This is a genomic window from Gloeobacter kilaueensis JS1, assembly GCF_000484535.1.
Classification (GTDB): Bacteria; Cyanobacteriota; Cyanobacteriia; order Gloeobacterales; family Gloeobacteraceae; genus Gloeobacter; species Gloeobacter kilaueensis.
Window position 1 is genome coordinate 1,235,355 of sequence record NC_022600.1, and the last position, 24,293, is coordinate 1,259,647.

A 24,293-nucleotide genomic window follows, 5' to 3' on the forward strand; every position below is an offset into this window, starting at 1 on the left:
TTTGGAGATCGACCGATGAGCGTAACCCAGCAGGAGGCTCTCGCCAGCCTCAGGATTCTGGTTCGGATGGTGTGGGCGGACGGCGTGCTCAAAGACGAGGAGCGCCAGGCGCTTGCAGAAGCGCTCAAAGGCGTAGAACTGCCCGACGTCGATGTCGATGGCCTGCTCGCAGAGCAAAACCCGCTAGAAGAGCTGCTGGAGCAGGTGACCCACCCGGAGGCGCGCTCCGCCGTCTACGATTCGGCCTACACGATGGCCTACATCGACGGCGAGTGCAGCCCCGAAGAGCAGGCGCTGCTCGATCAGATCCGCGCTGCCTACGCCCTGCCCGAGACCAAGGTGCAGGCGGTGGCCGGAGCCCTGGCAGCCGTCCAGGCGGAGCCTGCTATTGCGGGCGAGGCCGTGAGCGACCCGGCGGAGCGCGAGGCGCAGGTGCGAAAACTCATCCTCAGCCAGGCGACGACGACGGCGGTGCTGGGCGCTTTTCCGGTCCCCGGTTTTTCGATCGCCTTCGATATTTTGATCGTCGTGCTGCAGGGGCTGATGGTCCTCAACATCGCCAGAATCTACGGCTTCGATCCAAACGAACCGAAGACCCGCGAGGTGCGCGCCCTCATCGTCGGCAACCTCGGGCTGGTCGGAGCGACGATCGCCGTGCGCAACCTGGCCAAATTTATTCCAGGAGCGGGCAGCGTCTTCGGCGGGGCGGCCACCTTCGCCACCACCTACGCCGCCGGAGAGGTCGCCAAAAAGTACTTCGCAGGCGGCGGCACCCTCGATGCGGCGAGCGTGCGCGAAGAATTAAAGCTGGCGCGCAAGGCAGGCGAGGCCGCCTACCAGCAGAACGCCGAGGCGATCGCCGCAAGAAAGCAGGCGCTTGAACCGCAGATGCAAAGCCTGGCAGCGGACCTCAAGGCGGGCCGCCTCACCGAGGCGGAGTACCAGCAAAAGGTGCAGGAACTGACCAGAAGCACCTGATAAGAAGCGATCTTTTCCCCGCACCTGCACGTAGTACAGATAGAGAGAGCACGGATGGTTCAGATGATCGAAAAAGTCGTCAAGACCGATGAACAGTGGCAGCAGCAGCTGACCCGCGAACAGTACCTCGTCACTCGCAAAAAGGGAACAGAGCGGCCCTTCTGCGGTGCCTTCTACGATCACAAGCAGCCGGGAATCTACACCTGCGTCTGCTGTGGGCTCCCTTTGTTCACCGCCGATGCCAAGTTCGATTCCGGCACGGGCTGGCCCAGCTTCTTCGCCCCGGTGAGCGCTGAAAATGTTCGTACCGAGACCGACACCAGCCACGGAATGCGCCGCACTGAGATTCTCTGTGCTCGCTGCGACGCCCACCTGGGCCACGTCTTTACCGATGGTCCCCGGCCCACAGGCTTGCGCTACTGCCTTAATTCGGTTGCCCTCGAATTTACTCCGACAGCACCGGAGCGGACCACCTCCACTAGCAGCGACCTGCCGGTGTCGTAAAAAGGGTTGATGGAACTGCGTCTTTTCGTCGGGCTGGGCAACCCCGGCCCCCAGTACGCCCTTACCCGCCACAACGCCGGATTTATGGCCGTCGATGCGCTGGCCCGCCGCTGGCACCTGGGCTGGACAGAAAAGAGCCGCTTCAAGGGATGGGTAGCCGAGGGGGCGGGGCCTGCCGGAAAGGCCCTGCTCCTCAAGCCCAACACCTACATGAACAGTTCCGGTCAGGCGGTGCGGACGCTCAGCGATTACTTTCGGATCGCCCCCGATCAGATCCTGGTGCTCTACGACGAGGTGGCCCTGCCCTTCGGCAAGATCCGGCTCCGGCTTGAAGGGTCCGCCGCCGGCCACAACGGCATCAAGTCGCTCATCGAACAGTTGGGCACCAGCCAGTTTGCCCGCCTGCGCATCGGCATCGGCACTGATCCACCCCCTGAGAACATGAGTGGCTACGTACTGGGCAAATTTGGCCCCGAGCAGAGCGAAAAATTGCCGGCAATCCTCGACGGCTGCGTCGAGGCGGTCGAGGCTGCCCTCAAGGACGGTTTTGAAAAGGCGATGAGTATCTTCAACGCAAAAAGTTATTAAGCAACGATTGTAAACACATGATTTGTCGAATCCTTGATGAACCAGAATATACTGCCGCAAATCTTTATGTAAGTCGATAAGAGAAAAGCGGCGCTGAATACACTCTACTTATTAAGATCTGGGAATTACCACTGGGCTGAGAGCAATCGACGATATAAGGGCCATAGCAGAACTATAGTTCCAGTAGCTATACCAACCACAAGTGCAGTGCCAAGTGGGTTGCAGATCACACTATAACTAGTAGCAAGGACACCCACAATCAAGGCAATAATTAAGACTGATTTGTACCACCTGATACCAGACTGTGCCCAAGCTATTTGAGAGGCAGCCAGTATAAAAGCGCCGTTAGCAACTGCCCATCCAATGAATTCAGGCTTAAGCAGGTTTGATGTCATGGCTATTTCGGAACCCAAGTTCAAGATTGAAAAGTCATTTAGCATCGGTAGAGACAAGCCATTTGTATAAGGGCAACGAGAGTATCAGAACAACAACAAACGCCCCCACAGCAATTGCTGTGCCTATAGGATTTAACGATACACTCCAGGTCGTTGCCAGCACCGCTACAACAAGAGCAGCAACAAAAATAGATCTGTACCACTTAATACCAGCCCAAGCAAAAGCTACTTGTGATGCGGCAGCAATGAATGCTCCATTTGCGACTGCCCATCCAATGAATTCAGGCTTAAGCAGGTTTGATGTCATGACTATTTCAGGGATTGAGGGTTTTCAGGTTTGGTCCAAGGCGCTTGAGTACCATTCTGGCGGCAGTAATCGTTTGCATCAATGATCCACCATTTATCTTGGCGGGCAGATTCTCCAGCAAGTGCTCCTGCCAGACCACCAATAGCTCCACCAGCCAGACCTCCGACTGTTCCCCCGAGCGGTCCCCCAGCTAAGGTTCCCCCAGCCGCTCCTGTACCCCCACCTGCAACACTTCCGAGTAAGCCGCCAGCCCCTGGCATCAATACTTGATCCCACTCTCTTTTCTCTTGTTCTCGACGTTTTTGCTGGGGCGATGGTGGATATTTTTTCTCAATTTCGTTCAGGGTCTTGCACGTCTGATCATCAGGGTAGCCATTTGGACCAACGGGCGGTCTTCCAGCGATTTGACCAGCAAAAGGAGTAGTGCTGCTTTGCTCAGTTGTTCCAGAAGCAGCTCCACCGATATAGCTCACGCTCGGGTCTCGGATATCTGGTGTTTCATCTAACGCTGGATTGGTACCAGTGGAATCGTCAGCTATCCCACCTTGCCCGTCTCGGAAGGCGTTCCACTCACCCCAACTACTGTTGGCCACGCTGTAATCGGCGCTGTTGTCACTCTGTCCATAGCCGGTTAGCTCCTGCGACCCCATCAAGTTGTAGGACGCTTCGCCATCCGGTGTGTAGGCGGTGCTGGCATAACCGTTGTTATCTTCCTGCTGGCCATAGCCATAATTGTCAACCCCACTCCCCGAATCCACGCTCTGCTGGCCATCGAAGAGAGCAGAATTGTCGTAGTTGTAGCTATAACCGTCAATGACACTCCCAAAGCTCGTGTTTTGTTGTTCACCGGACGAATCAATGCCATTATCATTGCCGTCCTGGCGACTATAGGTGTCCGAAAAATCCTCGAAGCCCGCACCTTGTCGTTCGCCGAACAGATCAGCGGTGTAGTAGCCTCCGTCCTTGATGTAGCCGTAGCTATCAGCACTAGCCTCGAAGTCTGTACCCGGCTGTCCCAAGAGCGCAGAGCTGTCGTTATCCCAGGCGTTGCCGTAAGAAAAATCGGATGCTCCGTCGTCCTGGGATGCTCCTAGATCTTGTCCGTACCCTGCATCTGTTACGAAGCCATAGTCAGACTGACCACCGTCGCCATCGAATTGCTCGCTCTGGTCATAGCCCTGCAGGTCCGCCTGCGCCTCACTATAGCCGTCGGCCACAGCATAGGGCTGCTCTTCTTCTTCGTTATCGGCAGGGTCTTCTTGCTCGTCGTCAAAATCGGCGGCGGCATACTGTTCTTCGTCTGCACCAGCAGCTGAATACTCTTGCTCGCCCTCGAAGAAATTTGCTTCGTTCATGACGCGCTTGCTGAAAGGGTTACTATCTGCGCAATTTAGAGTAGCAGATCAGAAATGTCAAGAACTATTCGGGGGAAATCTTTAACTACAGTAATAAGTGGAATCCCCTTCACTGGAGCAAGTACTGGTGGAAGCGATAGGAAACCAACTTATCCCTCGAGTGGGGGTTTGACAGCCGAGGGTATCCAGTCAAATGTCATACGGTTTAATCTCGCTCACCTACTTAGTAGCGAGGGCGGCGAGCAGGGCGCGCACCGCCCGGCCCCGATGGCTGTAGCGCTCCTTTTCAGCGATGTCGAGTTCGGCGAAGCTCTTGTTCGCCTCACTCACCCAGAAAACCGGGTCGTAGCCAAAGCCGCCGGTGCCACGGGGCGCTTCGAGAATCTGGCCCTCGCAGACCCCCTCGGCTTCGATAAGCGCCGCCCCCGGTCGGGCGAGGGCAATGGCGCAGACGAAGCGGGCGGCGCGGTCACTCTGCCCAGATAGGGCAGTGAGCAGGCGGGCGATGCGCTCGTCGTCGTCTTTGCCGTAGCGGGCCGAGTAGACTCCCGGTGCCCCCCCGAGCGCCTCCACCACAAGCCCCGAATCGTCCGCCACACTCCACTCGCCTGTAATCTGGGCGGCGGCCAGCGCCTTGAGGCGGGCATTTTCAGCGAACGTCGCTCCGGTCTCCTCGACGGCAAAGCCCGGCGGGGCCGCTTCAAGCTGCCAGCCACTCCCAGCGAACAGATGGCGCAATTCTTTTATTTTTCCTTGATTATTTGTTGCCAATATTAGCCGTTGCATTCTTATCTCAACACTTAAAAAGTGATCACTGTGCGGTCAATAATTTTGTGTTACCTCTTCTACTAAGAATGATATCGAACGATGAGTAATCAGCACATCAGGATTAACTTTGTTGAGGATCCGGGAATTTCGGCGAATTTGGCCTAACCTGAATTTATCTTCCCTTTATGCACAGATCAATAGCAGCGGGTGCGTCCCATGGCTAATTTCTATGACCTCAAACACTACATCGCCCACTACATCAACAAGGGCCGTTGCCTGGTGAGCGAAAAAGGAAAGATCATCACCTTCTCCGAGCGGGTGTACGATCGTCGCGGCAACTACTCCGAGCCATTCAATCACTTTATCGACCGACTTTTAGAGAGCGGCGAATTTTTTCATCTGTTCGTCGAGGGCGATCACTACGCATTTGCTGATTTGATCCACGCCGAGTACGACCTCGAGTACTGCGTGCAGTGCCGCGAACCCATCCCGGTCCCGGTGGCAGGTGCGCTCGGTCCACCCGCCTGCTACCTCTGTCCAGACATTGTGCCCGCCCAAAAAACCTCCTGAACAAAAAGCGGGTGTGACTGCACCCGCTTTTTTTAGGCTGAGGCAGAGCCGATCAAGCCGTCCACTTCTCGCCGACCAGTTCCGCCAGATCGACGACGCGCTGGGAGTAGCCCCACTCGTTGTCGTACCAGGCAATTACCTTGACGAGGTTGTCTTTGAGCACCATCGTCAGGGCCGCATCGACGATCGAGGAGACGTCCGTCGAGCGGTAGTCGATCGAGACGAGGGGAATTTCGCTGACGGCGAGTACGCCCTTCAGTTCGTTCTCCGCCGCTTCTTTGAGGACGTGGTTGACCTGTTCGACCAGGGTAGATTTTTCGACTTCGACCACCAGATCGACCACCGAGACGTTGGGGGTGGGTACCCGGAAGGCGAGGCCGTCGAGCTTGCCTTTGAGTTCAGGGAGCACCAGGCCGATCGCCTTGGCAGCTCCGGTGCTGGTGGGCACGATGCTGAGGGCAGCGGCACGGGCGCGGCGCAGGTCGCGGTGGCTCGCATCGAGCAGGCGCTGATCGCCGGTGTAGCTGTGGATGGTCGTCATCGTTCCCTTGACGATCCGGAACTGCTCGTGAAGAACTTTGGCCACCGGCGCAAGGCAGTTGGTCGTGCAGGAGGCGTTGCTGATGATCGTGTGCTTGTCGTGCTCGTAGAGGTGATGGTTGACGCCGTAGACGAAGGTACCGTCGTCGTTTTTGCCTGGAGCAGTAATCAACACCTTCTTGGCACCGGCGGCCAGATGCTTGGAGGCACCGTCGCGGCTGGTGAACACGCCCGTCGATTCGATCACCAGATCGATTCCCCAGTCCTTCCAGGGCAGGTTGAGGGGGTTGCGATCGGAATAACACTTGATCGTGTGGCCGTTGGTGATGAGCGAGTTCTCGTCGGAACTTACCTCACCGCCGAAGGTGCCCAGCATCGAATCGTACTTGAGCAGGTGGGCGTTGGTGTGTGGGTCGGAGGTGTCGTTGATGGCAACGACTTCGATATGCGACTCCTTGCGACCCAGCCAGCAGCGCAAAAAGTTGCGCCCGATCCGTCCGAAGCCGTTGATTGCTACTCTGATGGTCATTATTGCGTCCCTGCTAGATGAAAACCCGTGGTGGAGTGCATACCTCCAGCCATCTGAAGTTTACCCCGAAAATTCCAGCACAGCAGCTTGGGCATTAGGTAAAAATACTTGAGCAGTGGCGGGCCACTGCCGATCGCCTAGGCTGAAGGAAGAGTTTCTGTGATCGTCCTTGCCCGCCTCCACCAATCGCCCGATTGTCGTCGGTGTCGCCGGTGCCTCCGGCCTCATCTATGCCGTGCGCACCCTGGGTTTTTTGCTCGCTGCCGACTACGAGGTGGACCTGGTGGCTTCCCGCGCCAGTTTTATGGTCTGGCGCGAGGAGACGGGCCAGACGATGCCCGCTGAGGCCAGTGAGCAGGAGCGCTTCTGGCGCGAGCAGTGCGGCGCGCTCGCGGGCAAGTTGCGCTGTCACCCCTGGGCCGATGTCGGCGCTTCGATCGCGAGCGGTTCTTACCGCACACGCGGCATGATCGTCATCCCCTGCAGCATGGCCACCGTCGGCAAGCTGGCCGCCGGGCTCAGTTCGGACCTGCTGGAGCGGGCAGCGGACGTGCATCTAAAAGAAGGCCGTTCTCTGGTACTGGTGCCGCGCGAGACGCCTTTTAGCCTCATCCACCTGCGCAACCTCACTGCCCTTGCTGAGGCTGGAGCCCGGATCGTGCCTGCGATTCCCGCCTGGTATCACCGCCCCCAGAGCATCGAGGATCTGGTCGATTTTGTGGTTGGCCGCGCCCTCGATCAGCTCGATATCGATCACGATCTTTTTGAGCGCTGGCAACCGGATCGGTGAAATCTGCGGGCGAGTTGCAGTCAAACGCCGGGAGGCGTTTATAATTTTGGCGCAGGTCAAACGGCGGCGATGGTAGCAATCAGGGTCGGTCTATTGGGCTACGGCGGGCTTGGGCAGGCAGCGGGGCGGCTGCTCGCCCACAAGCGCGAGTTGCAACTGGTGGCAGTTGCTGATAGCAAAGGCTACGCCCACAGCGGCGACGGACTCGACGCGGTGGCGCTGGAACAGGCGATGCGCATCCACGGGTCGGTGGGCTATCTGGGGACAGCCGGTGTGCTCACCTCCGATCCCATCGAGGCGCTGCTCGCCCAGAATGTCGCCGTGGACGGTTACTTTCTCGCACTGCCCAACCTGCCCAACACCTTCATGGCCTCCGTCGCCCAAAGTTTTATCGCCAGCGGTTGGCGCGGCGTACTTGTCGATGCGATCAAGCGCACGAGCGCTGTTGAGCAACTGCTTAGCCTCGAAGATGCCTTCAAGCGCTCAGGCATCACCTACATTACTGGCTGCGGAGCGACGCCCGGCCTGCTGACGGCGGCGGCAGCCCTCGCCGCCCAGAGCTTTGTCGAAGTCCTGAGCGTGCGGATCACCTTCGGCGTCGGCATCGCCAACTGGGAAGCCTATCGCTCGACGGTGCGCGAGGACATTGCCCATCTAGAGGGCTATTCGACCGAGCAAGCCCGCTCGATGAGCGATGCGGAGGTGGCGGCACTGCTTGAGAGCACCGGCGGCCTGCTCAAGCTCGAAAATATGGAACACGCCGACGACATCCTGCTGGAGCGCGCCGGAATCTGTGCGCGGGAGCGGGTGCAGGTAGGCGGTGTCGTCGATACGCGCAATCCCCAAAAACCGCTCAGCACCAATGTCCAGCTCACCGGTCGCACCTTCGAGGGCAAAATCTCCACCCACAGTTTCGTCCTTGGCGACGAGACCTCGATGGCGGCCAACGTCTGCGGTCCCGCCTTCGGTTATCTCAAAACTGGGGTCGAGCTGCACAGACGCGGCCACTACGGAATCTGGAGTTCCGCCGATTTGATGCCCCGTTTCGCCCACTAGTCCCTATGACCCGTATCTCCCGAGAACAACTCAACCGGATCAGCGGCTTTACCAACAGCAGCCATCGGATGCGCGCCCGCGTCATCCTCAACCGCTTCTGGTGGGACAGCTTTGGCCGCACCTACCGCAACAGCGCCGACTTGCTGCTTCTGAACGGTCCGCAGGCAGAAGCGCTGCTGGAGAAGCTGACGCGGGAGTGGGAGGACGAATGGCCCGGCGCTTCGAGGAGTTGACACTCGCCGAGCCCTCTGGCCATAATGAAGTTCGCGCTCTGCGGGTGTAACTCAGTGGTAGAGTGCTTCCTTGCCAAGGAAGATGTCGAGAGTTCGAATCTCTTCACCCGCTTGCTCTTAAAATCTGATTGCAGGCTTTCAGAGAAAAACCAACCTTCAAGTTAACTCGAAGCGCTGGTGTAAAAGCGCAGGGCAAAGCGCCAGAAAAGAGCGGACGCCAGAAATAGAAAAGCAGCGAGGGCGGCGGCTCCGGCGAGCCAGACGATCTGCGTTCGGCCCAGCAGGGCTTCGGCGGGTACGGTGGTGAGAAAGGCGACCGGGATAACGAAGGTAAAGAAGAGGCGATAGGCGAACGGGTAGGCCACCATCGGGTAGCGGCCCGCTTCGAGTAAGCCGTTCAGCACTTCGGTGACGTTGTAGATCTTGACAAACCAGATGCTCGTCGCCCCGAGCATGAACCAGAGGCTGTAGAGGATGACCAGGCCAAAGGCGAGGGGAACAAGGGCGAGCAGGTAGTTGCCGGGGGCAATCCCAAGGCGGCCACCGGCATAAAAGATAAGAAACAGGCCAAAGCCCAGATCCGGCAGACCCCAGGGCGAGAGCGAGCGCGTCGAGAGCCAGAACTGGCTGCTGATGGGCTTGAGCAGCACGAAGTCGAGGGTGCCCTGCTGCACCTGCTGGACGATCCGGTTGAGATTGGGACTGAGGAAGGTGGTGCCGAAGCCCTGAAAGACGGTAAAAAGCCCGAGCACGACTACCGCCTCCTCCCAGCGCCAGCCCGCGAAGCGGTAGCCGTTGCCATAAAAAAGAAAAAGACCGAACAAACTGCCCGCGAGCTGGCCCAGGCTGTTGATCGCCGCCAGAACGAAGTTGGCGCGATATTCTGCCTCCGCCGCCAGAGCCGTCGTCCAGAACAGTTGCAGTACTCGCAAGTAGCGCATGGGAGCATTATCGCCCAGGCGGATTTATGCCCAGTACCTGGCGCGCTCGACGGCCCGCTGCCAGATGGCGAAGGTGGCCTGGGTAGCAAGCTGGTGCTCGCCCGGCACGAAGGTGCGGTCGATGGGCCGCTCGGCTACCAGCCGGTCGTAGTCCGGCCAGAAGCCCGTGCCCAGTCCGGCGGCAAAGGCCGCTCCCTGGGCGGTGGTGTCGATGAGGGCGGGCCGCTCGACCGGAATACCCAGCACGTCCGCCTGCAGTTGCATCAAAAAGTCGTTGCGCACCGCGCCGCCATCGACTTTGAGCCGCTGCGGAGGAGTACCGGTGTCGGCGGTAAGCGCGTCTGTCACCTCGCGCACCTGAAAGGCGATCGCCTCAAGCACGGCCCGGACGATCTGGGCCCGCCCGCTGCCACGGGTGAGACCAATGAGGAGCCCCCGCGCCTCCATATCCCAGTGGGGTGCCCCCAGACCACTGAGTGCTGGAACGAAGTAGACGCCGCCGTTATCCGGGATACTGCCGGCGAGGGCAGCCGTCTGGTCGGCGGTCTCGATGATCCCGAGGCTGTCGCGCAGCCACTGCACGCACGCACCGGAAGTAAAGATCGCTCCTTCTAGGGCGTAGCCGGTGGAGCGCGTATCGCTCCAGGCAACGGTACTCAGCAGGCGGTGGCGCGAGAGGATGGGCCGATCGCCCGTGTAGGCGACCAGAAACGAGCCTGTGCCGTAGGTACACTTCATCAGGCCAGGCCGGTTGCAGCCGTGGGCAAAGAGGGCCGCCTGCTGATCGCCCAGGATGCCCGCGATCGGGGCGCTGTAGCCCAGGATGGCGTGGTCGGTGTGGGCGAGCACACCTATCGATGGCTTGATTGTGGGCAAAATCTCGGCGGGAATATTGAGCAGCGCCAACAGCTCCGCGTCCCAATCTAGAGTCTGGAGGTTAAAGAGCATCGTGCGCGCGGCGTTGCTCGTGTCGGTGAGGTGCGCTTGCCCGCCAGTGAGTTTCCAGACGATCCAGCTGTCGATCGTCCCGGCTTTGAGAGTATTAATAGAAGGCCGGTGGTGCTCCAGCAGCCAGGCAAGTTTGGTGGCCGAAAAGTAAGCGTCGATTACCAGGCCCGTGCGCTGCTGGATCGGTCCCTGCCAGCCTGCGGCCACCAGCTTCTGACACAGAGGGGCGGTGCGCCGGTCCTGCCAGACGATGGCGTTGCCGATCGGTTCACCCGTGGGGCCATCCCAGAGCAGACAGGTCTCGCGCTGGTTGGTGAGGCCAATGGCGGCAATGTGAAACTGGCCCGGTGCGTGGACTTCGGCGATCACCTCGCAGGTGAGCTGCCAGATGACGAGCGGATCGTGCTCGACCCAGCCGGGCAGCGGATAGATCTGGGGCAATTCGCGGTAACTGCCGGCGACGAGTGCGCCAGAACGATCAAATAGCAGGGCACGGATGCCCGTGGTGCCCAGATCGAGGGCGAGTACGACCTCGCGGCTCACAGGAGCACTCGCGGCGGGATGAACCAGAGCAGGTTGCCTGTGAGGGCAGTCGGTTCGATAGCGATGCGCACCACCCCCGCTTTTTTGATGTCGAGGCCCCGCCGGGGACTGCCCCAGAGGAGCGCCTCCGCCCACAATCCCAGATCGGGCTGGTGGCCCACGATCGCTGCGCTCGTCACTGCCGGGTGGGCCACCAGCCACTGCCTGAAGTCAGCCAGAGCCCCGCCGGGAGAAAGGGGTGTAAAAAGTTCCAGCAAACTGGCCAGCCCCTCCTCGATCAAGATCTCAGCGGTCTGACGGGCGCGAATAAGCGGACTGGTCAGAACAATCTCCAGTTGCACATCCAGCTCGCGCAAGCGCTTTGCCACCCGGCGGGTTTTCTGACGGCCTTCTTCGGTCAGAACCCGCTCTGCATCGTTGGTACGGGTACCATGTTCCTCGGCGATGCCGTGGCGAACCAACAACAGATCCATGCCGCCTCTCTCCAACTGCCACTGCTGCGATGAGCTAATATAGCCCCGTGTTATTCCTGTAGGCTATGAAATTTCCTGGAGCATCGCCCGGTTGGCGTCAGGCTGTCTGGCTTGTTCTGTCGATTGCCCTCTTCACCTTCTCGGTTGCTGCCCTGCCCGTCCTCGCCCTGAGCGAAGATCAACTGGTTGCCAAACTCAACGCGGTCCCGGTCTTTACGATCATCGATGCCAAGGGTTCGCCCCTGCTGCTCATTCCCAAACAACAAAAAGACATCGGCATCTTAAATTTTTATCTCGACTCCACTCTGGCGCAGCAGGCGATAAAACTGGTCAAAGACCAGAACCCCGACAAGGGCAAGGTCTATCAGGTCGCCTCGACGGCCCTTGGGCGCGCCTACACGGCGATCAAACAGGAGCGCGAAAAAAAAGACAGCAAGGTGCGCTTTCAATTTTTGAGCAGTCCTGCCAGCATCCAGTACGCCTATCAGGTCGCCAAGAAAAAAGATCCCAACCTCAAAAATTTTCAGGGGGTACCGGTCTTTTTTCTCACCGGCGGTGATCGGCGCGGCATTCTCACCCTCAAGCGCAATGGCCAGGAGTTTCTGCCGATGTTCTTCTCAGAAGTTGACCTGCAGCGCAATCTGGCGGCGCTGCGCAAGGGCCGCTCCGACCTGCCCGGCAACCTGAGTGTCGAGGTGGCCACCCTCGATTCGGTAGTGGGCACGATGCTCAGCGGGCAGAGCGACAAGGATGCTGAGAAGATTACTTTTATTCCCTCTCGGGCTGCCCTCGAATACGCCAAAACCCTGCAGAAGCCTAAATAGAGGAACTCCTCGGCAACCTGGGCGGTCTTGCACTACGATGGCTAGGGCTACAGACCCACGCATTTAGACAACTGACCACCGTACCTTTTTGGAGTGACATGCAACGACTTTTTGTGCAGAGATTGGCGACATTGAGCCTCACCGGTCTGCTGAGCGCAATCGCAGTCTGTACCTCCGCTCAGGCCCTTCCCGAGGAAGATGTCATCAAAAAACTCGACAGCGTGCCGGTCTTCACGATCGTCGATCCGAAGGGCAATCCGCTGATCATCACTGTCAAGGATAAAGACAAGAAGGACACTTCCATCCTGCCACTGTTTCTCGATCAAAAGGCGGTGCAGGACGCCTACGGCAATTTCCAAAAAAATAACGCCCAGGCCGCCAAAAATTCACAGATCGGAGTCATCAGCCTTGGGCAGGCTTTCAAGGCCGTCCGCGACGAGCAAAAGAAAAAAGACAACAAAGTCGCGTTCCAGTTTTTGACGGACCCCAAGACCGTCGATTACGCCCTTGAGATCTCCAAAAAGTCAGATGCCAACATCAAGAGCTTTCCTGGCATCCCGGTCTTCTACGCGATGGGCAGCGACGACAAGACCAAGGCCAAGGGCTTCGTTACCTTTGAAAAGGATGGCAAGCAGTACGTGCCGCTGTTCTTCGATCAAAAAGATCTCGAGCGCAACGTCAACGAGATCAAGCGTTCCAAGCCCGAACTGGCCAAGCAGATGAATATCGAGGTGGCTTCCCTCGATTCGGTGGTCTCGACGATGCTCGAGGGCAAAAACGACGCCGAATTCACCAAGCTCACCTTTGTACCGTCGCTGCAGGCGGTCCAGTACGTCCAGACGCTCCAAAAAAATGCCAAGGCCCAGGCCGGTCCGGCTCCAGCTCCAGCGCCAGCCTCCGCTCCGGCCCCCTCGACTCCGCCCAAATAAGTTACCTGCCGGTGGCCGGTGAAGCTCGCAGCTGGTACGCCCAGGCGCTTACCCAGGCGCAGGAGCGAGGAATCGATCCGGCTGAAGTCGATTATCTGGTCGAAGCGGTAAGCGGCCTCGACCGCCTGCGCTTGCGGCTGTTGGGGCCGGAGGCGCTTGGGCCCTTTGAGGACAAACTGACGAAGCTGTGGCGGCGACGGCTCAGCGAGTGCGTTCCGGTCCAGTACCTGACGGGCCGGGCCTACTGGCGCGATCTGGAGCTGCAGGTCAATCCGGCTGTCCTTATTCCCCGCCCCGAGACCGAACTATTGGCCGATCTGGCCATTGCCTTTTGCCAATCGCTCGAACAACCCCTGCTGGCCGACCTGGGCACGGGCTCAGGGGCGATTGCCGTCGCCGTCGCCCGCGCTCTACCGACGGCGACACTCTGGGCCACCGATATCTCAAAGCAGGCGCTGGCTGTGGCCGATGCCAATATCCGCACCTACGGCCTGACAGAACGGATTCATCTGGTGGAGGGCGACTGGTTTAGCCCCCTGCCCCTGCTCGCCTTCGACTGCCTTATCAGCAATCCGCCCTACATCCCGAGCGCCGAGGTCGATCGGCTGATGCCCGAAGTGCGGCTGCACGAGCCACGGCTTGCCCTCGACGGCGGGGCGGACGGGCTGGAGACGATCCGGCTGCTGGTGGCGAAAGCAAGGCGTTACCTGCGGCCAGGGGGGCTTGTGGCCATCGAGCTGATGGCCGGACAGGCCGCAGCGGTCGTCGAGCTGATCGAAAAAGCAGGGCAGTACGACCAGATTCGCACGGTCTGCGACTGGTCGGGGATCGAGCGCTTTGTCTGCGCTAACGCTTGGCAGCCAGGATCATGATCATGTTGCGGCCCTCGACCGAGGGCTCCTGCTGCACTTCGCCTATTTCACTGACATCGCTCGCCAGCTGCATCAGCAGGTTTTTAGCCAGCTCGGCGTGCTGGATCTCGCGGCCACGAAACATGATCGTGCATTTGACCTTGTCGCCGTCTTTGAGAAATCGAATCGTGTCGCGCACGCGCACCTGATAATCGTGCTCGCCGATTGTATAGCGCATTTTGACTTCTTTGACATCGGCGGTGTGCTGCTTTTTGCGCGCTTCTTTTGCGCGTTTTTCTTGTTCAAACTTGTACTTGCCGTAATCCATGATCCGGCAGACGGGTGGCTGGGCATCTTCGCTGACGACGACCAGATCGAGGTTGCGCTCCTCGGCGATGCGCAGAGCGTCGCGCGGATGCATGATGCCAAGCTGGGTGCCATCGGCGTCGATGGCGCGAATCTTTGGAAAGCGGATTCGCTCGTTGATCATGGGCAGGTTCGCTTGTCCACGGTCAGAGCGCTTTTTGATGACCAATCTTCTAAGAGCCTCCAGTCGAGAAAAGCTTTCCCAAAAAACAAAGCAAGCCGGAGCGTCGGCCCTGGCTGCAGGTGGTTGGAAAAAGCGTGTTGATACTATTAGGATAGAAACTTCCGTTGCTCTCTGTCAAGTCACCGAAGTCTCACGGGTGTGCGCTTTGACGGCCTTTGACGCCTTTGAAGTCGAAGTCGAACTGGACGATGCGGTTGTGCGCGGCGAGTTGCTCGTGCCCGCTGCGCCGGTTGCCGCTGGGGTGTTGTTCGTACCGGCGGGCGGGCTGAGTGACCGCGACGGCAACGACACCGACGTCGGCTTTGCCCCCCTGCGCCAGCTGGCGGAGGGGCTGGCGGAGCGGGGGATTGCCTCCCTGCGCAGCGAGGGGCGCGGCGTCGGCAGAAGCAGCGGCGAACTGGCAAGTCCCCAGACCGCCCTCGAAGATTTTCTCGCCCTCATTGCCCGGTGTTCTCGCTATCCGGAACTGGGAACCCGCCCGGTGCTCCTCGCTCACGGTGCCGGTTGTACCCTGGCGCTCGTCGCTGCGACCCGGCTGGTGGACGATCCGCCGGCTGGCCTGGTGCTGATTGCGCCGCCGGTGAGCCCGGTGGGCGAATTGATGGGCTATCGGCAGGCAGCCGCCGCCCGGCTGGCGGATCTGCCTCCGGGCGAACGACTGGTGGCCCTCGCCCAGTTGCAGGCCGAGTACGGCGAGCGGCCCGCCCTGCTGCCGGTGAGCTTGAAGGCGATTAGCTGTCCAATTCTGGTCGTGCAGGGCACCGCCGATTGGATCTTTCCGCCGGGCGAATCGCTGCGGCTCGTAAGCAAGCTGCCCAACGCCGAGCGCCTGCTCTTAGACGGGCTCGATCACTGGCTGGTGCCCTTCGCGGGCTGGCGCTCGCCCGAGCAGAACCTGCGATCGGATCTGGCGGTGGCGGAGGAAGCGATCGAGCCCATCGCAGGCTGGATTGCTGCGCGTACTTAACAGTGGCCCGGTTCGCCCGCCCGGCTGGCTTAGAATGGGCGGGCCAACTTAGCCGAGGTTTTATGAGCACCGCACTGCGCTACTTGATGTGCGCCCCCTCCCACTACGAGGTGGACTACGTCATCAATCCCTGGATGGAAGGAAATGTCCATCGCTCCTCTCGCGAGCAGGCCGAGCGCCAGTGGCAGGGACTCTACCAGTTGCTCACCAGTCTGGCGCAAGTGCAACTGGTCGAACCGGCACCGGGCTGGCCCGACATGGTCTTTACGGCCAACGCCGGGCTGGTGCTCGACCGCAACGTGGTGCTCAGCCGCTTCTTTCACCCTGAGCGCCAGGGCGAGGAGCCGTACTTTCGCAGCTGGTTCGAGAAGCAGGGCTACGTCGTCTGCGAGCTACCCGAAAAGATCGCCTTTGAAGGGGCAGGAGATGCGCTTTTTGATCGCGAGGGGCGCTGGCTGTGGGCGGGCTACGGTTTTCGCTCCTCCCTCGAATCGCACCCGTACCTGGCCAAGTACCTCGACAGCGAAGTGCTCTCGCTGCGGCTGGTCGATGGCCGCTTCTATCACCTCGACACCTGCTTTTGCCCCCTCGCCGACGGCTACCTGCTCTACTACCCGCCCGCCTTCGACGAGATTTCTAACCGCCTCATCGAGTCGCGGGTCCACCCCGACAAGCGGATCGTCGTCGGTGAAGCCGATGCGGTCAACTTTGCCTGCAACGCCGTCAACGTAGGCCGGACGGTGATCGTCAACCAGGTGACGGCGGGCCTCGCTGCCCGGCTCGACAGCTGCGGCTTTGCCGTCCGCCAGACGCCCCTCACCGAATTTCTCAAAGCCGGTGGAGCGGCCAAGTGCCTGACGCTGCGCCTGACTGAGCCGCGCACCGTCGAGCTGCCCCAGGTGCAGACGACGGCGCGCACGGTCGAATTGAGGGGCCACCTCCTCGATTCGGCCCTGATGACCGAGGTGATCGACCTCATTCAAAAAGGCGGGGCGAGCTTCCAGATCGAAGATTTTAAGGTCGGTCTGCGCCGCCAGGACACTTCCTATACCCGGCTGCGAATCACCGCCCCCAGCACCGATACTTTAGAAAGCGTGCTCACCCAGCTCATCGACCGGGGCGCAGCGCTGCCGGAGCAGGCCGAAAGGGACGCGGAGCTGCAGCCGGTGAACCAGCAGGGCGTTGCCCCGCAGGATTTTTATGTCACCAACATCTACCCGACCGAGGTGCGCATCGCCGGCCAGTGGGTGCTCGCCGCCAACCAGCGCATGGACGGGGCGATCGTCGTCGATCCTGAGACTGCCAGTGCCCGCTGCGTCCTGTTGCGCGATGTCAGGGTGGGCGATCAGGTCGTCTGCGGCGTCGATGGCATCCGCACCCGCCATCAAAAAGCGCGGCCCGACCGTTCCGAGCGCGAAGAATTTGCGTTTATGGCGAGCGGCGTCTCCAGCGAAAGGCGGGTGGAACTGGTAGTCGAGCAGGTGGCCTGGCAGCTCAGGCGGTTGCGCCAGCAGGGCGGCAAGGCGGTGGTAGTGGCCGGTCCAGTCGTCATCCACACCGGCGGCGGCCTTCATCTCGCTACCCTGATTCGCGAAGGCTACGTCCAGGCGCTGTTGGGCGGCAACGCCATCGCCGTCCACGATATCGAACAGGCGTTCCACGGCACCTCCCTGGGCGTCGATCTCCAGCGCGGCGTCGTCATCCAGGGCGGCCACCGCCACCACCTCAAGACGATCAACCTGATTCGCGGCTGCGGCAGCATCCGCCAGGCCGTCGAGCAGGGCGTCCTCCGCTCGGGCATCTTCTACGAGTGCGTCAGAGCCGGTGTGCCCTTCTCCCTCGCCGGTTCGATCCGCGACGACGGACCCCTGCCCGACACCGAGATGGACCTCATCGAGGCCCAGGCCGACTACGCCCGCCTGCTCAAGGGAGCCGAGATGATCTTGATGCTCTCCTCGATGCTCCATTCGATCGGCGTCGGCAACATGACCCCCGCCGGTGTAAAGATGGTCTGCGTCGATATCAACCCGGCGGTGGTCACCAAGCTCGCCGATCGCGGCTCGGTCGAATCGACCGGCGTCGTCACCGATGTCGGTTTGTTTTTGAGCCTCCTGGTGCGCCAGCTGCACTACCTGGGCAACTGAGCAAGGGGCAGACGAACAGTAAAAGTCGCTCCCTGGCCTGCTCCGGCGCTCTCGGCTCGAATCTGGCCGCCGTGCAGGTGGATGATCTCGCGGGCGATGGCAAGCCCCAGCCCGAGGCCACTGCCGTTGTGGTGAATAGCCCTCTCGCTCTGGTGAAATAGCTCGAACAGGTGCGGCAGCGCCTCGGCGACGATACCGATGCCGCTGTCAGAGACGATAAGTTCGATCTCAGAGCCCTGGCTGCGCAGAGTGATCTCGATGCGTCCACCCTCGGGGGTGAACTTGATCGCGTTGGTGAGCAGGTTCCAGACCACCTGGCCCAGCCGCTCGCGATCGGCCAGCACCTGAACGCCCTCGTCCACAGCGATCTGTAAGACCAGTTCGATCCGCTTTTGTTGGGCAGCGAGCATCACCGTGTCGAGGGCGGAGCGGACAACTGCCTGGAGGGCAACCGGCTGCAGCTCAAGCCGCAGCTTGCCCTGGATGATCCGGGAAATATCTGACAGGTCGTTTACCAGCTTGCTCTGAGTAGCGGCGTTGCGCTCGATGATTTCGAGGGCGCGGGCGCTGGTCGATGGGTCGAGGCGCTCGGCGCGCAACAGCACAACCCAGCCCAGAATCGAATTGAGGGTCGTGCGCAACTCGTGGGAGAGAATCGATAGAAAACGATCTTTGGCGCTATTGGCTGCCTGCGTCCGACGCAGGGCCCGCTCCGCCTTTAACCGTCCGGCCCGCTCCTGGCGCAGAGTCTTCTCAAGAGCGGCGACGTAGGTGGCCTGGGCGGCAGAATCCTGGGCCGGCAAAGACGAGGTGGAGCGAGAAACGTCCATGACTTCTATCAGAACGCAACGATAGGACTGGACCCACTCCTCCATTTACAGCAAAGCGCATTTGTCTGACTACTGCTACACCTGAATGGGGGAAGCGCTAGAATTTTACTAAAAATGACATATTTCTTTATTGACTTGCATCAGGCTTTTTGTACTCGAAAGCCCGTATCTCAACACTTTTTGAGCGAGAACAGCGTCAGGAGCTGTATGAGAAATCTTCCTGATTGTACATGTCTGGCCGTCCAGGTGGAAGAACAGCCTTTCGTCAGTTATTCTGGGCGAGGGAAAATGCTTTGTCCAGTCAAAACCACCAGGGTCTCTCCAACTCCGCAATGGGTATCTCTAAAAACCGACAGCGAATCCGAAACGCGACGAGAGCAAAAAGCGTTGCCGCCTGCCTGGTTCTCACCGGCGGGCTACTGACGGCGGCTCCTGCCTGGTCGCACGACTACTGGCTCATGCCCGAGAAACTGACCGCTGTCCCCGGTGAGCCAATCAAGGTGCATCTTTACTACGGCGACGATTTTAAGATCGAGAACGAGCGGCCCTTTCAAAAAGACCGCACACCCCGTTTTCAGCTCAGCTCAGCCACCGGCGGGCGCGATCTTGGCGCTACTGCCAAAGACGGCCAGCTGCCCCTCGTCGATCTGAGGCTCGATACTCCCGGCACCTACCTCATCAGCCTCGACCGCAATGCCCAGAACATCGTGCTCCAGCCCAAAGAATTTGAGGCGTACCTGAGCGAGGAAGGATTAAACGACATCCTGGTACTGCGCCGCAAACTTGGCAAAGCCCAGAGCCCTGGCCGCGAGCGCTACGCCCGCAGCATCAAGTCGATTATCCAGCTGGGAACGGTCTTCAACGACGACGTTGCCGGGCGCACGCTGGGCCAGACGATCGAGATTGTCCCCGAGCAGAACCCGGCCCGGCTGCGGTCCGGTGAGAATCTGAGCGTTCGCATCCGCTTCGCGGGCCAGCCCCTCGTCGATCAGCAGATCAACGCCTTTGGCCCCAACCGTCGGCTGGCAGCGCGCACCGACAGGGCGGGGCGGGCTACTTTTCGTCTCGATGAACCCGGTGCCTGGATCGTGCGGCTGGTCCACATGCGCCCCTGTACAAGCGACTGCGGCGCGACCGACTGGGAGAGTTTCTGGAGTTCGATCACCTTTGCGATTGCCGGCAGTTAATTCCAGCAGGCGCGGCTGTAGCGCGAACCGGCCTTTTGGGCGAGCAGCCCCCGCAGTTCAAGGCCCAGAAGCAGACTGGCCAGCTCTCCTCCTGCAAGCCCGGTGCGCTCTGCCAGTTCGTCGAAGCTGAGGCTGGCAGTCTCCAGGCACTCCCAGATTCGCCGCTCCGCCTCGTCCAATAGCGGCGTCGCCGGGGCGGGCGGAGTCGTGCGGATGAGATGGCTGCCCAGATCGACCAGCAACTGCTCAAGGCTGCAGATCACCCGTGCTCCCTGGGCAATCAGCTTCAAAGCCCCCTGGGACTGCAGAGAATCGAGCGGCCCCGGCAACACGAATAGCTCGCGGTTGTAGTCGCAGGCCAGGTTGGCTGTGATGAGTGCCCCAGAGCGCTCCGGAGCTTCGATAACGATCGTAGCCAGGCTCAGACCGGCGATGATCCGGTTGCGGCGGGCAAAACAGCCGCTCGGGCACTCGGCGTCGGGGGGCTGCTCGCACAGCAACAGACCCCGCCGGGCGATCCGCTCCGCCAGCTCGGTGTGCTCGTAGGGATAGATGCGCTCTAAGCCCGTGCCCAGAACAGCCATCGTCTCGCCTCCGGCCAGAGCGGCGCGGTGGGCAGCCCCGTCGATGCCCATCGCCAGCCCCGAGACGACCAGAAAACCGGCGCGGGCAAGGGCACCGGCAATCGCCTCCGCCCAGTGCAGGCCGTAGGCGCTCGGTCGCCGGGTGCCGACGACGGCGACAGCAGGCGGCAGGGGAGCAGGGCGATGGCCCCGATAAAAAAGCACCGCAGGCGGGTCGGGAATCTCGCGCAGCAGAGGGGGATAGTCCGAATCCGCCGGTGTCCAGAAGGTGGGCCAGCGCTTTTCGAGTCTGGCAAGCAGCGCCGCAGGTTCGATGCGGCGGCGAAAGGCAACGATCGCCTCCAGTTTGCGCTCCTGACAGCCTGCCTCCACGAGCGCTCCTGCGTCCGCTTCCCAGGCCGCCTGCAGTGTGCCGCAGTGATCCAGTAGTCGTCGGATCGTTGCGTTTCCTACCCCCGGCATCTGCTGCCAGGCCACCCAGTACGCCCGCTCTGTGCCCAATCCTCTGCCTCCTTCGATCGCAATCACAATGGCAGAGGGCAGCCACTCCCCACGAGCGCCGGACCGCCGCCAGACAGCAATTGTGCATACCCGCCAGCTTTGCCGCTAGGCTGGTGGCATTCGATGCGGGGGCCGTTTTTCTTGCTTGCGATCGGTTACTGGGCGATTCTTGGAGCGGCGGCGGGCAGCTTTGCCAATGTGGTGGCCGACAGGCTCCCGGCGGGGAGGTCTCTTCTCTGGCCGCCCTCCCACTGCGCGCAGTGCGGCAGGGTGCTGCGGCCTCTTGAGAACGTACCGGTCCTGGGCTGGCTGTGGCTGCGGGGCCGTTGCCGCAGCTGTGGGGCAGCGATCCCGGTGCGCTATGCGATCGTTGAAGCGTTGGGGGCACTACTTTTTGGACTTTTAGCCTGGCATCTGGGGGCGCGCTTTACGCCTGTGAGCATGGTCCAGACCGCCTTTTGGGGCAGCTTTTTGACGCTGCTTCTGGCCTTGAGCCTGATCGACCTCGACCGGCTCGAACTGCCGGGGGAACTTACGAGTGCCGGTATCGTCCTGGGCCTCGGGTTTCGGACGTTCTTCCCGATCTGGGCCACCGGCAGCTGGCCTGCGGGGCCGCCCGGTCTGGTGGATGCGCTCTACGGACTCATCCTGGGCATTGGCCTGTTCGATATAGTGAGCTACCTCGGAGAAAAAATGCTCGGCAAGGAGGCGATGGGCGGCGGCGACGCGGTGCTCGCGGCGATGATCGGCGTCTGGCTGGGCTGGAAACTCCTGCTGGTAGCACTTTTTGTCGGGTTTTGCCTGGGGGCGGTGGGCGGTATTTTAGGACTGGCCACCGGACACCTCAAGCGCGACGAGCCGCTGCCTTTTGGTCCTTTTCTCGCCCTGGGCGGGGTGGGTGGGCTATTGTTTGGGCAAAGCTGGCTCACGGGCTACTTGAGTTTATTTTGACGACGAGCGCCTGGAAGAACTGTGACGAGCGTACTGGCATCATTGTTTGGCAATCGCGAGGGACTGGGGATCGAGGTGACCCCCGAGCAGACGACGATCGCTCAACTCGAAAACAGCGGTGGGCGGCTGCGCCTCAGGCATCTATTGTCGGCGGCAACTCCAGCCGGGGCGATCGTCGATGGCCGCGTCGAAGATCCGCGAGCCGTCGCCGCGACGATTCAAGATCTGATGGCTACTGCCAGGCTCAAAGCCCGCCCGGTCGCGACCGCCATTCCGGCCCGCGAGGCGGTGATTCGCCTCTTTAATCTGCCCGCTGACCTGCAGGGAGCCGAGTTGCGGGCGGTGGTGCTCAACCAGGAAGCGGAACTGTACCTGCCCTATCCCCGCGAGGAAGCCTACGTCGATTTTCAGCCGCTCGAAGCGTTCGTCGATCCTGGCGGTGTGCGCCGCCAGGAAATTCTCCTGGTGGCAGCCCAGTACAGCGTCGTCAACTCCTACACCGAGGCGATTCGCCGCGCCGGGCTTGAAGTGGCGGCGGTCGATATCGCGAGCTTTGCCCTCACCCGCGCCCTGCAGGGGGAGTTGCAGCGCTTCTCGCCGGAGGAGGCGGTGGCCCTGGTCGTGCTGCAGGCAGACAGCACCGAAATCAATATCCTGTTTCGCGGCATCTGTCAGTTCTCGCGCACGGTCAGCCTCGGCACCTGGGAGTTGCGGCAGTTGCTGGAGCGCTCGAAGCTGCTTAAACCCGCCGGGGCCGCTGAACGGCAGTACGCCCAGGAAGAGGCGCTGCGCCGGGTGCTGCTCGATCTGGCCGAGGAGATCCGCCGCTCGCTCGATTTTTACCAGGCCCAGGGCGAAGGGGTTCCCCGCGTCGCCCAGGTGCTTCTGGCCGGTAGTGGGGCCGATATTCCCCGGCTCGATCAGTTTCTCAGCCAGCGGCTATTGTTGCCCGTCAGCCGCGTCGATCCGCTCTCCGCCCTGGCGCTACCCGCCCAGAGCGTGGGTGAGCCGTACCGGGCGGGGGTCGGGGCGGCCCTCGGGCTCGGGGCACGGAGCCTCAAATTTCCAGAGAAGCAGCCCTCGGCGATCTTCGTGCCGGAGATCAACTTCTTAAAAGACACGGCTGTGGCCGCTGCCAGCAACGGCTATGTCCCTGCCCTCAACACAGCCACCGAAGGCATTGCCAGCATCGATCCGCTGCTTATCGCGGCGGCGGTGCCGCTGGTGTCGCTGGCGGTGGTGGCGGCCCTCAGTCTCATCATCAACGCCCAGGTCAGCTCTAAAGAAGCGACTCTGGCAGAACTGGACGGCAAGATCACCCTGCTGGACCGGCAACTGGCCGATGTCCGGCAGCTCAAGAGCGACATCGAGGCTGAGCGGCGGCGGGTCGAAGCGGTGGTCGATCTATTTGATCTTTCGCGTCCCTGGTCGGCGGTCCTCGAAGATCTGCGCCGCCGGGTGCCGAAGGGCCTGTGGATCGAGTCGCTCGAATCGAGCCACACCAAGACCGGCGACACGATCAATATTCAGGGCGAGGCGCTGCGCTTCGAGGAGGTGGCAGCCTTTCAGCTCACCCTCAAAGATTCTCCCTTTATCGCCGACGCCCAGCTGGAGGACGCCGACAAAAAAGATGCCAAAGACGCCCGGCCTGCCACCGTCGCCTACAAGATGCAGGTGCGGTTAAATGCGCGCAAACTGCGCGAACTGATGACAGCCCTCGAACAGACGGGCTCGGCGGGCCTGCTCGAAAAATTGCGCCGCGTGCAGCAGGAGAAACTGGTCCGATGAGCAGCACCACCCGCCTTTTTGGCATCGAACTGGATCGTCGGGGGATCTCACTGCTGGTGGGCCTCGGAGGAATGCTCGTCGTCGGGCTCATCGCTGCACAGATCACCATTCCCCAGTACAACCGGATCGCCGATCTCGACAGCCAGCTCTATCAAAAAAATCTCGAACAAAAAAGCAAACAAATCGAACTCGAACAGGCACCGAAGCTGACCGCCGAACGGGCCCGCTCCGCCCGACTGCTCGCCGCAGTCACCTCACTCATCCCGCCCGCCGACAAGTTGCCCTCGCTGCTGGTCGATACGACGCGCCTGGTGAGGGCGAACCGGGCCGAGCTGCGCCAGTTCACGCCCAACCCGACGCGGGCCATCCCCGAAGCCGCCGGTGCAGCCAATATCCAGGCCAACTCCGCCAGAATCCGCTTAAACGGCAGTTTCGCCGAAATTCTCGCTCTGATGCGCGACATCGAACGGCTCGAAGCCCTGGTGCGCATCGAAAACGTCACCATCAAGGCCGCCGAAGATAAAAGCGGCACCCCCGCCCAGGTGCAGGTGCCCCTTCCCGGTACCCCGCCTGTCCAGCCCCTCACAGCCGAATTTGATCTGACCGCCTACGTTCTGGGCAAAGGGGCGGCACCGCCGCCGCCCGCAAAATCTGACCGCTAAATTCCAC

26 protein-coding genes and 1 tRNA gene are annotated in these 24,293 nt (G+C 60.9%); 17 read left to right on the forward strand and 10 right to left on the reverse strand.

Annotation, left to right across the window (positions count from 1 at the left end; genetic code table 11):
- Positions 1–15: 15 nt before the first annotated feature.
- From GKIL_RS05915 to pth, 3 genes are all read left to right on the forward strand, one after another.
- A complete protein-coding gene (locus GKIL_RS05915; RefSeq protein WP_023172544.1) occupies positions 16–978 on the forward strand; it encodes a TerB family tellurite resistance protein in 963 nt (320 codons plus the stop codon).
- A 63-nt stretch (positions 979–1,041) separates the two neighbouring features.
- Positions 1,042–1,482: a peptide-methionine (R)-S-oxide reductase MsrB gene (msrB, locus tag GKIL_RS05920; RefSeq protein WP_051382926.1), complete on the forward strand. Its 441-nt coding sequence runs from the start codon at positions 1,042–1,044 to the stop codon at positions 1,480–1,482.
- Positions 1,483–1,491: 9 nt separating this feature from the next.
- Positions 1,492–2,070: an aminoacyl-tRNA hydrolase gene (pth, locus tag GKIL_RS05925; RefSeq protein WP_023172546.1), complete on the forward strand. Its 579-nt coding sequence runs from the start codon at positions 1,492–1,494 to the stop codon at positions 2,068–2,070.
- 429 nt (positions 2,071–2,499) lie between these two features.
- On the opposite strand, the gene GKIL_RS24580 is transcribed toward pth, so the two are convergent.
- The 3 genes from GKIL_RS24580 to rdgB all read right to left on the reverse strand — a co-directional run bounded on the left by GKIL_RS24580 (position 2,500) and on the right by rdgB (position 4,913).
- Positions 2,500–2,772 carry a hypothetical protein gene (locus tag GKIL_RS24580; RefSeq protein WP_144080330.1) on the reverse strand — a complete coding sequence of 91 codons (273 nt, stop codon included), beginning with the start codon at positions 2,770–2,772 and terminating at the stop codon, positions 2,500–2,502.
- Positions 2,773–2,774: 2 nt separating this feature from the next.
- Positions 2,775–4,127 carry a hypothetical protein gene (locus tag GKIL_RS22375; protein ID WP_023172547.1) on the reverse strand — a complete coding sequence of 451 codons (1,353 nt, stop codon included), beginning with the start codon at positions 4,125–4,127 and terminating at the stop codon, positions 2,775–2,777.
- Between the two features lie 219 nt (positions 4,128–4,346).
- Positions 4,347–4,913: an RdgB/HAM1 family non-canonical purine NTP pyrophosphatase gene (rdgB, locus tag GKIL_RS05935; RefSeq protein WP_023172548.1), complete on the reverse strand. Its 567-nt coding sequence runs from the start codon at positions 4,911–4,913 to the stop codon at positions 4,347–4,349.
- Between the two features lie 198 nt (positions 4,914–5,111).
- Between rdgB and GKIL_RS05940 the strand changes: the two genes are divergently transcribed.
- Positions 5,112–5,465 (forward strand): hypothetical protein, encoded by a 354-nt coding sequence (locus GKIL_RS05940; protein WP_023172549.1) that lies wholly within the window; start codon positions 5,112–5,114, stop codon positions 5,463–5,465.
- Positions 5,466–5,517: 52 nt separating this feature from the next.
- Here the strand turns inward: GKIL_RS05940 and GKIL_RS05945 are convergent, their stop codons facing one another.
- Entirely contained in the window at positions 5,518–6,534 is a 1,017-nt protein-coding gene (locus GKIL_RS05945; RefSeq protein WP_023172550.1) for a type I glyceraldehyde-3-phosphate dehydrogenase, read from the reverse strand.
- A 169-nt stretch (positions 6,535–6,703) separates the two neighbouring features.
- On the opposite strand from GKIL_RS05945, the gene GKIL_RS05950 reads away from it, so the two are divergent.
- From GKIL_RS05950 to GKIL_RS05965, 4 genes are all read left to right on the forward strand, one after another.
- Positions 6,704–7,324, forward strand: coding sequence for a flavin prenyltransferase UbiX (locus GKIL_RS05950; RefSeq protein WP_023172551.1), 621 nt, complete (start codon positions 6,704–6,706; stop codon positions 7,322–7,324).
- 69 nt (positions 7,325–7,393) lie between these two features.
- Complete coding sequence (locus GKIL_RS05955) at positions 7,394–8,380, forward strand: homoserine dehydrogenase (RefSeq protein ID WP_023172552.1); 987 nt, start codon at positions 7,394–7,396, stop codon at positions 8,378–8,380.
- Positions 8,381–8,385: 5 nt separating this feature from the next.
- On the forward strand, positions 8,386–8,613 hold the full coding sequence (locus GKIL_RS05960) for a hypothetical protein (RefSeq protein ID WP_023172553.1): 228 nt from the start codon (positions 8,386–8,388) through the stop codon (positions 8,611–8,613).
- A 40-nt stretch (positions 8,614–8,653) separates the two neighbouring features.
- Positions 8,654–8,725, forward strand: a tRNA-Gly gene (locus GKIL_RS05965).
- A 49-nt stretch (positions 8,726–8,774) separates the two neighbouring features.
- Here GKIL_RS05965 and GKIL_RS05970 read toward each other — a convergent pair.
- From GKIL_RS05970 to sixA, 3 genes are read right to left on the reverse strand one after another with little or no spacing between them, the layout of a single operon-like run.
- Entirely contained in the window at positions 8,775–9,554 is a 780-nt protein-coding gene (locus GKIL_RS05970) for an ABC transporter permease (RefSeq protein WP_023172554.1), read from the reverse strand.
- A 24-nt stretch (positions 9,555–9,578) separates the two neighbouring features.
- Positions 9,579–11,045 (reverse strand): glycerol kinase GlpK, encoded by a 1,467-nt coding sequence (glpK, locus tag GKIL_RS05975; RefSeq protein WP_023172555.1) that lies wholly within the window; start codon positions 11,043–11,045, stop codon positions 9,579–9,581.
- Positions 11,042–11,518, reverse strand: a complete 477-nt coding sequence (gene sixA / locus GKIL_RS05980) for a phosphohistidine phosphatase SixA (protein WP_023172556.1) — start codon at positions 11,516–11,518, stop codon at positions 11,042–11,044. Before sixA ends, glpK begins: the two co-directional genes overlap by 4 nt.
- Before the next feature lie 65 nt (positions 11,519–11,583).
- Here sixA and GKIL_RS05985 point away from each other — a divergent pair, with 65 nt between their 5' ends.
- From GKIL_RS05985 to prmC, 3 genes are all read left to right on the forward strand, one after another.
- Positions 11,584–12,342: a Tic22 family protein gene (locus GKIL_RS05985; protein ID WP_023172557.1), complete on the forward strand. Its 759-nt coding sequence runs from the start codon at positions 11,584–11,586 to the stop codon at positions 12,340–12,342.
- Positions 12,343–12,440: 98 nt separating this feature from the next.
- Positions 12,441–13,271: a Tic22 family protein gene (locus GKIL_RS05990; RefSeq protein WP_023172558.1), complete on the forward strand. Its 831-nt coding sequence runs from the start codon at positions 12,441–12,443 to the stop codon at positions 13,269–13,271.
- Positions 13,272–13,282: 11 nt separating this feature from the next.
- On the forward strand, positions 13,283–14,143 hold the full coding sequence (gene prmC, locus GKIL_RS05995) for a peptide chain release factor N(5)-glutamine methyltransferase (protein WP_023172559.1): 861 nt from the start codon (positions 13,283–13,285) through the stop codon (positions 14,141–14,143).
- Here prmC and infC read toward each other — a convergent pair.
- Positions 14,118–14,612 (reverse strand): translation initiation factor IF-3, encoded by a 495-nt coding sequence (gene infC / locus GKIL_RS06000; protein WP_023172560.1) that lies wholly within the window; start codon positions 14,610–14,612, stop codon positions 14,118–14,120. The genes prmC and infC overlap by 26 nt on opposite strands.
- Positions 14,613–14,808: 196 nt before the next feature.
- Between infC and GKIL_RS06005 the strand changes: the two genes are divergently transcribed.
- Positions 14,809–15,639 carry an alpha/beta hydrolase gene (locus GKIL_RS06005; RefSeq protein WP_187293894.1) on the forward strand — a complete coding sequence of 277 codons (831 nt, stop codon included), beginning with the start codon at positions 14,809–14,811 and terminating at the stop codon, positions 15,637–15,639.
- Positions 15,640–15,701: 62 nt separating this feature from the next.
- A complete protein-coding gene (argZ, locus tag GKIL_RS06010) occupies positions 15,702–17,783 on the forward strand; it encodes a bifunctional arginine dihydrolase/ornithine cyclodeaminase (RefSeq protein WP_023172562.1) in 2,082 nt (693 codons plus the stop codon).
- Here argZ and GKIL_RS06015 read toward each other — a convergent pair.
- Positions 17,768–18,613, reverse strand: coding sequence for a sensor histidine kinase (locus GKIL_RS06015; protein ID WP_187293895.1), 846 nt, complete (start codon positions 18,611–18,613; stop codon positions 17,768–17,770). The two genes, argZ and GKIL_RS06015, sit on opposite strands and share 16 nt — an antisense overlap.
- Positions 18,614–18,945: 332 nt before the next feature.
- Between GKIL_RS06015 and GKIL_RS06020 the strand changes: the two genes are divergently transcribed.
- A complete protein-coding gene (locus GKIL_RS06020; protein WP_051382694.1) occupies positions 18,946–19,800 on the forward strand; it encodes a DUF4198 domain-containing protein in 855 nt (284 codons plus the stop codon).
- On the opposite strand, the gene dprA is transcribed toward GKIL_RS06020, so the two are convergent.
- Positions 19,797–20,885, reverse strand: coding sequence for a DNA-processing protein DprA (gene dprA / locus GKIL_RS06025; protein WP_023172567.1), 1,089 nt, complete (start codon positions 20,883–20,885; stop codon positions 19,797–19,799). The genes GKIL_RS06020 and dprA overlap by 4 nt on opposite strands.
- Before the next feature lie 123 nt (positions 20,886–21,008).
- On the opposite strand from dprA, the gene GKIL_RS06030 reads away from it, so the two are divergent.
- The 3 genes from GKIL_RS06030 to pilO are packed head-to-tail and all read left to right on the forward strand — an operon-like array spanning position 21,009 to position 24,286.
- Positions 21,009–21,836, forward strand: coding sequence for a prepilin peptidase (locus GKIL_RS06030; RefSeq protein WP_023172568.1), 828 nt, complete (start codon positions 21,009–21,011; stop codon positions 21,834–21,836).
- A gap of 21 nt (positions 21,837–21,857) precedes the next feature.
- On the forward strand, positions 21,858–23,624 hold the full coding sequence (gene pilM, locus GKIL_RS25210; protein WP_023172570.1) for a type IV pilus assembly protein PilM: 1,767 nt from the start codon (positions 21,858–21,860) through the stop codon (positions 23,622–23,624).
- Positions 23,621–24,286: a type 4a pilus biogenesis protein PilO gene (gene pilO / locus GKIL_RS06040; RefSeq protein WP_023172572.1), complete on the forward strand. Its 666-nt coding sequence runs from the start codon at positions 23,621–23,623 to the stop codon at positions 24,284–24,286. Before pilM ends, pilO begins: the two co-directional genes overlap by 4 nt.
- Positions 24,287–24,293: the final 7 nt, after the last annotated feature.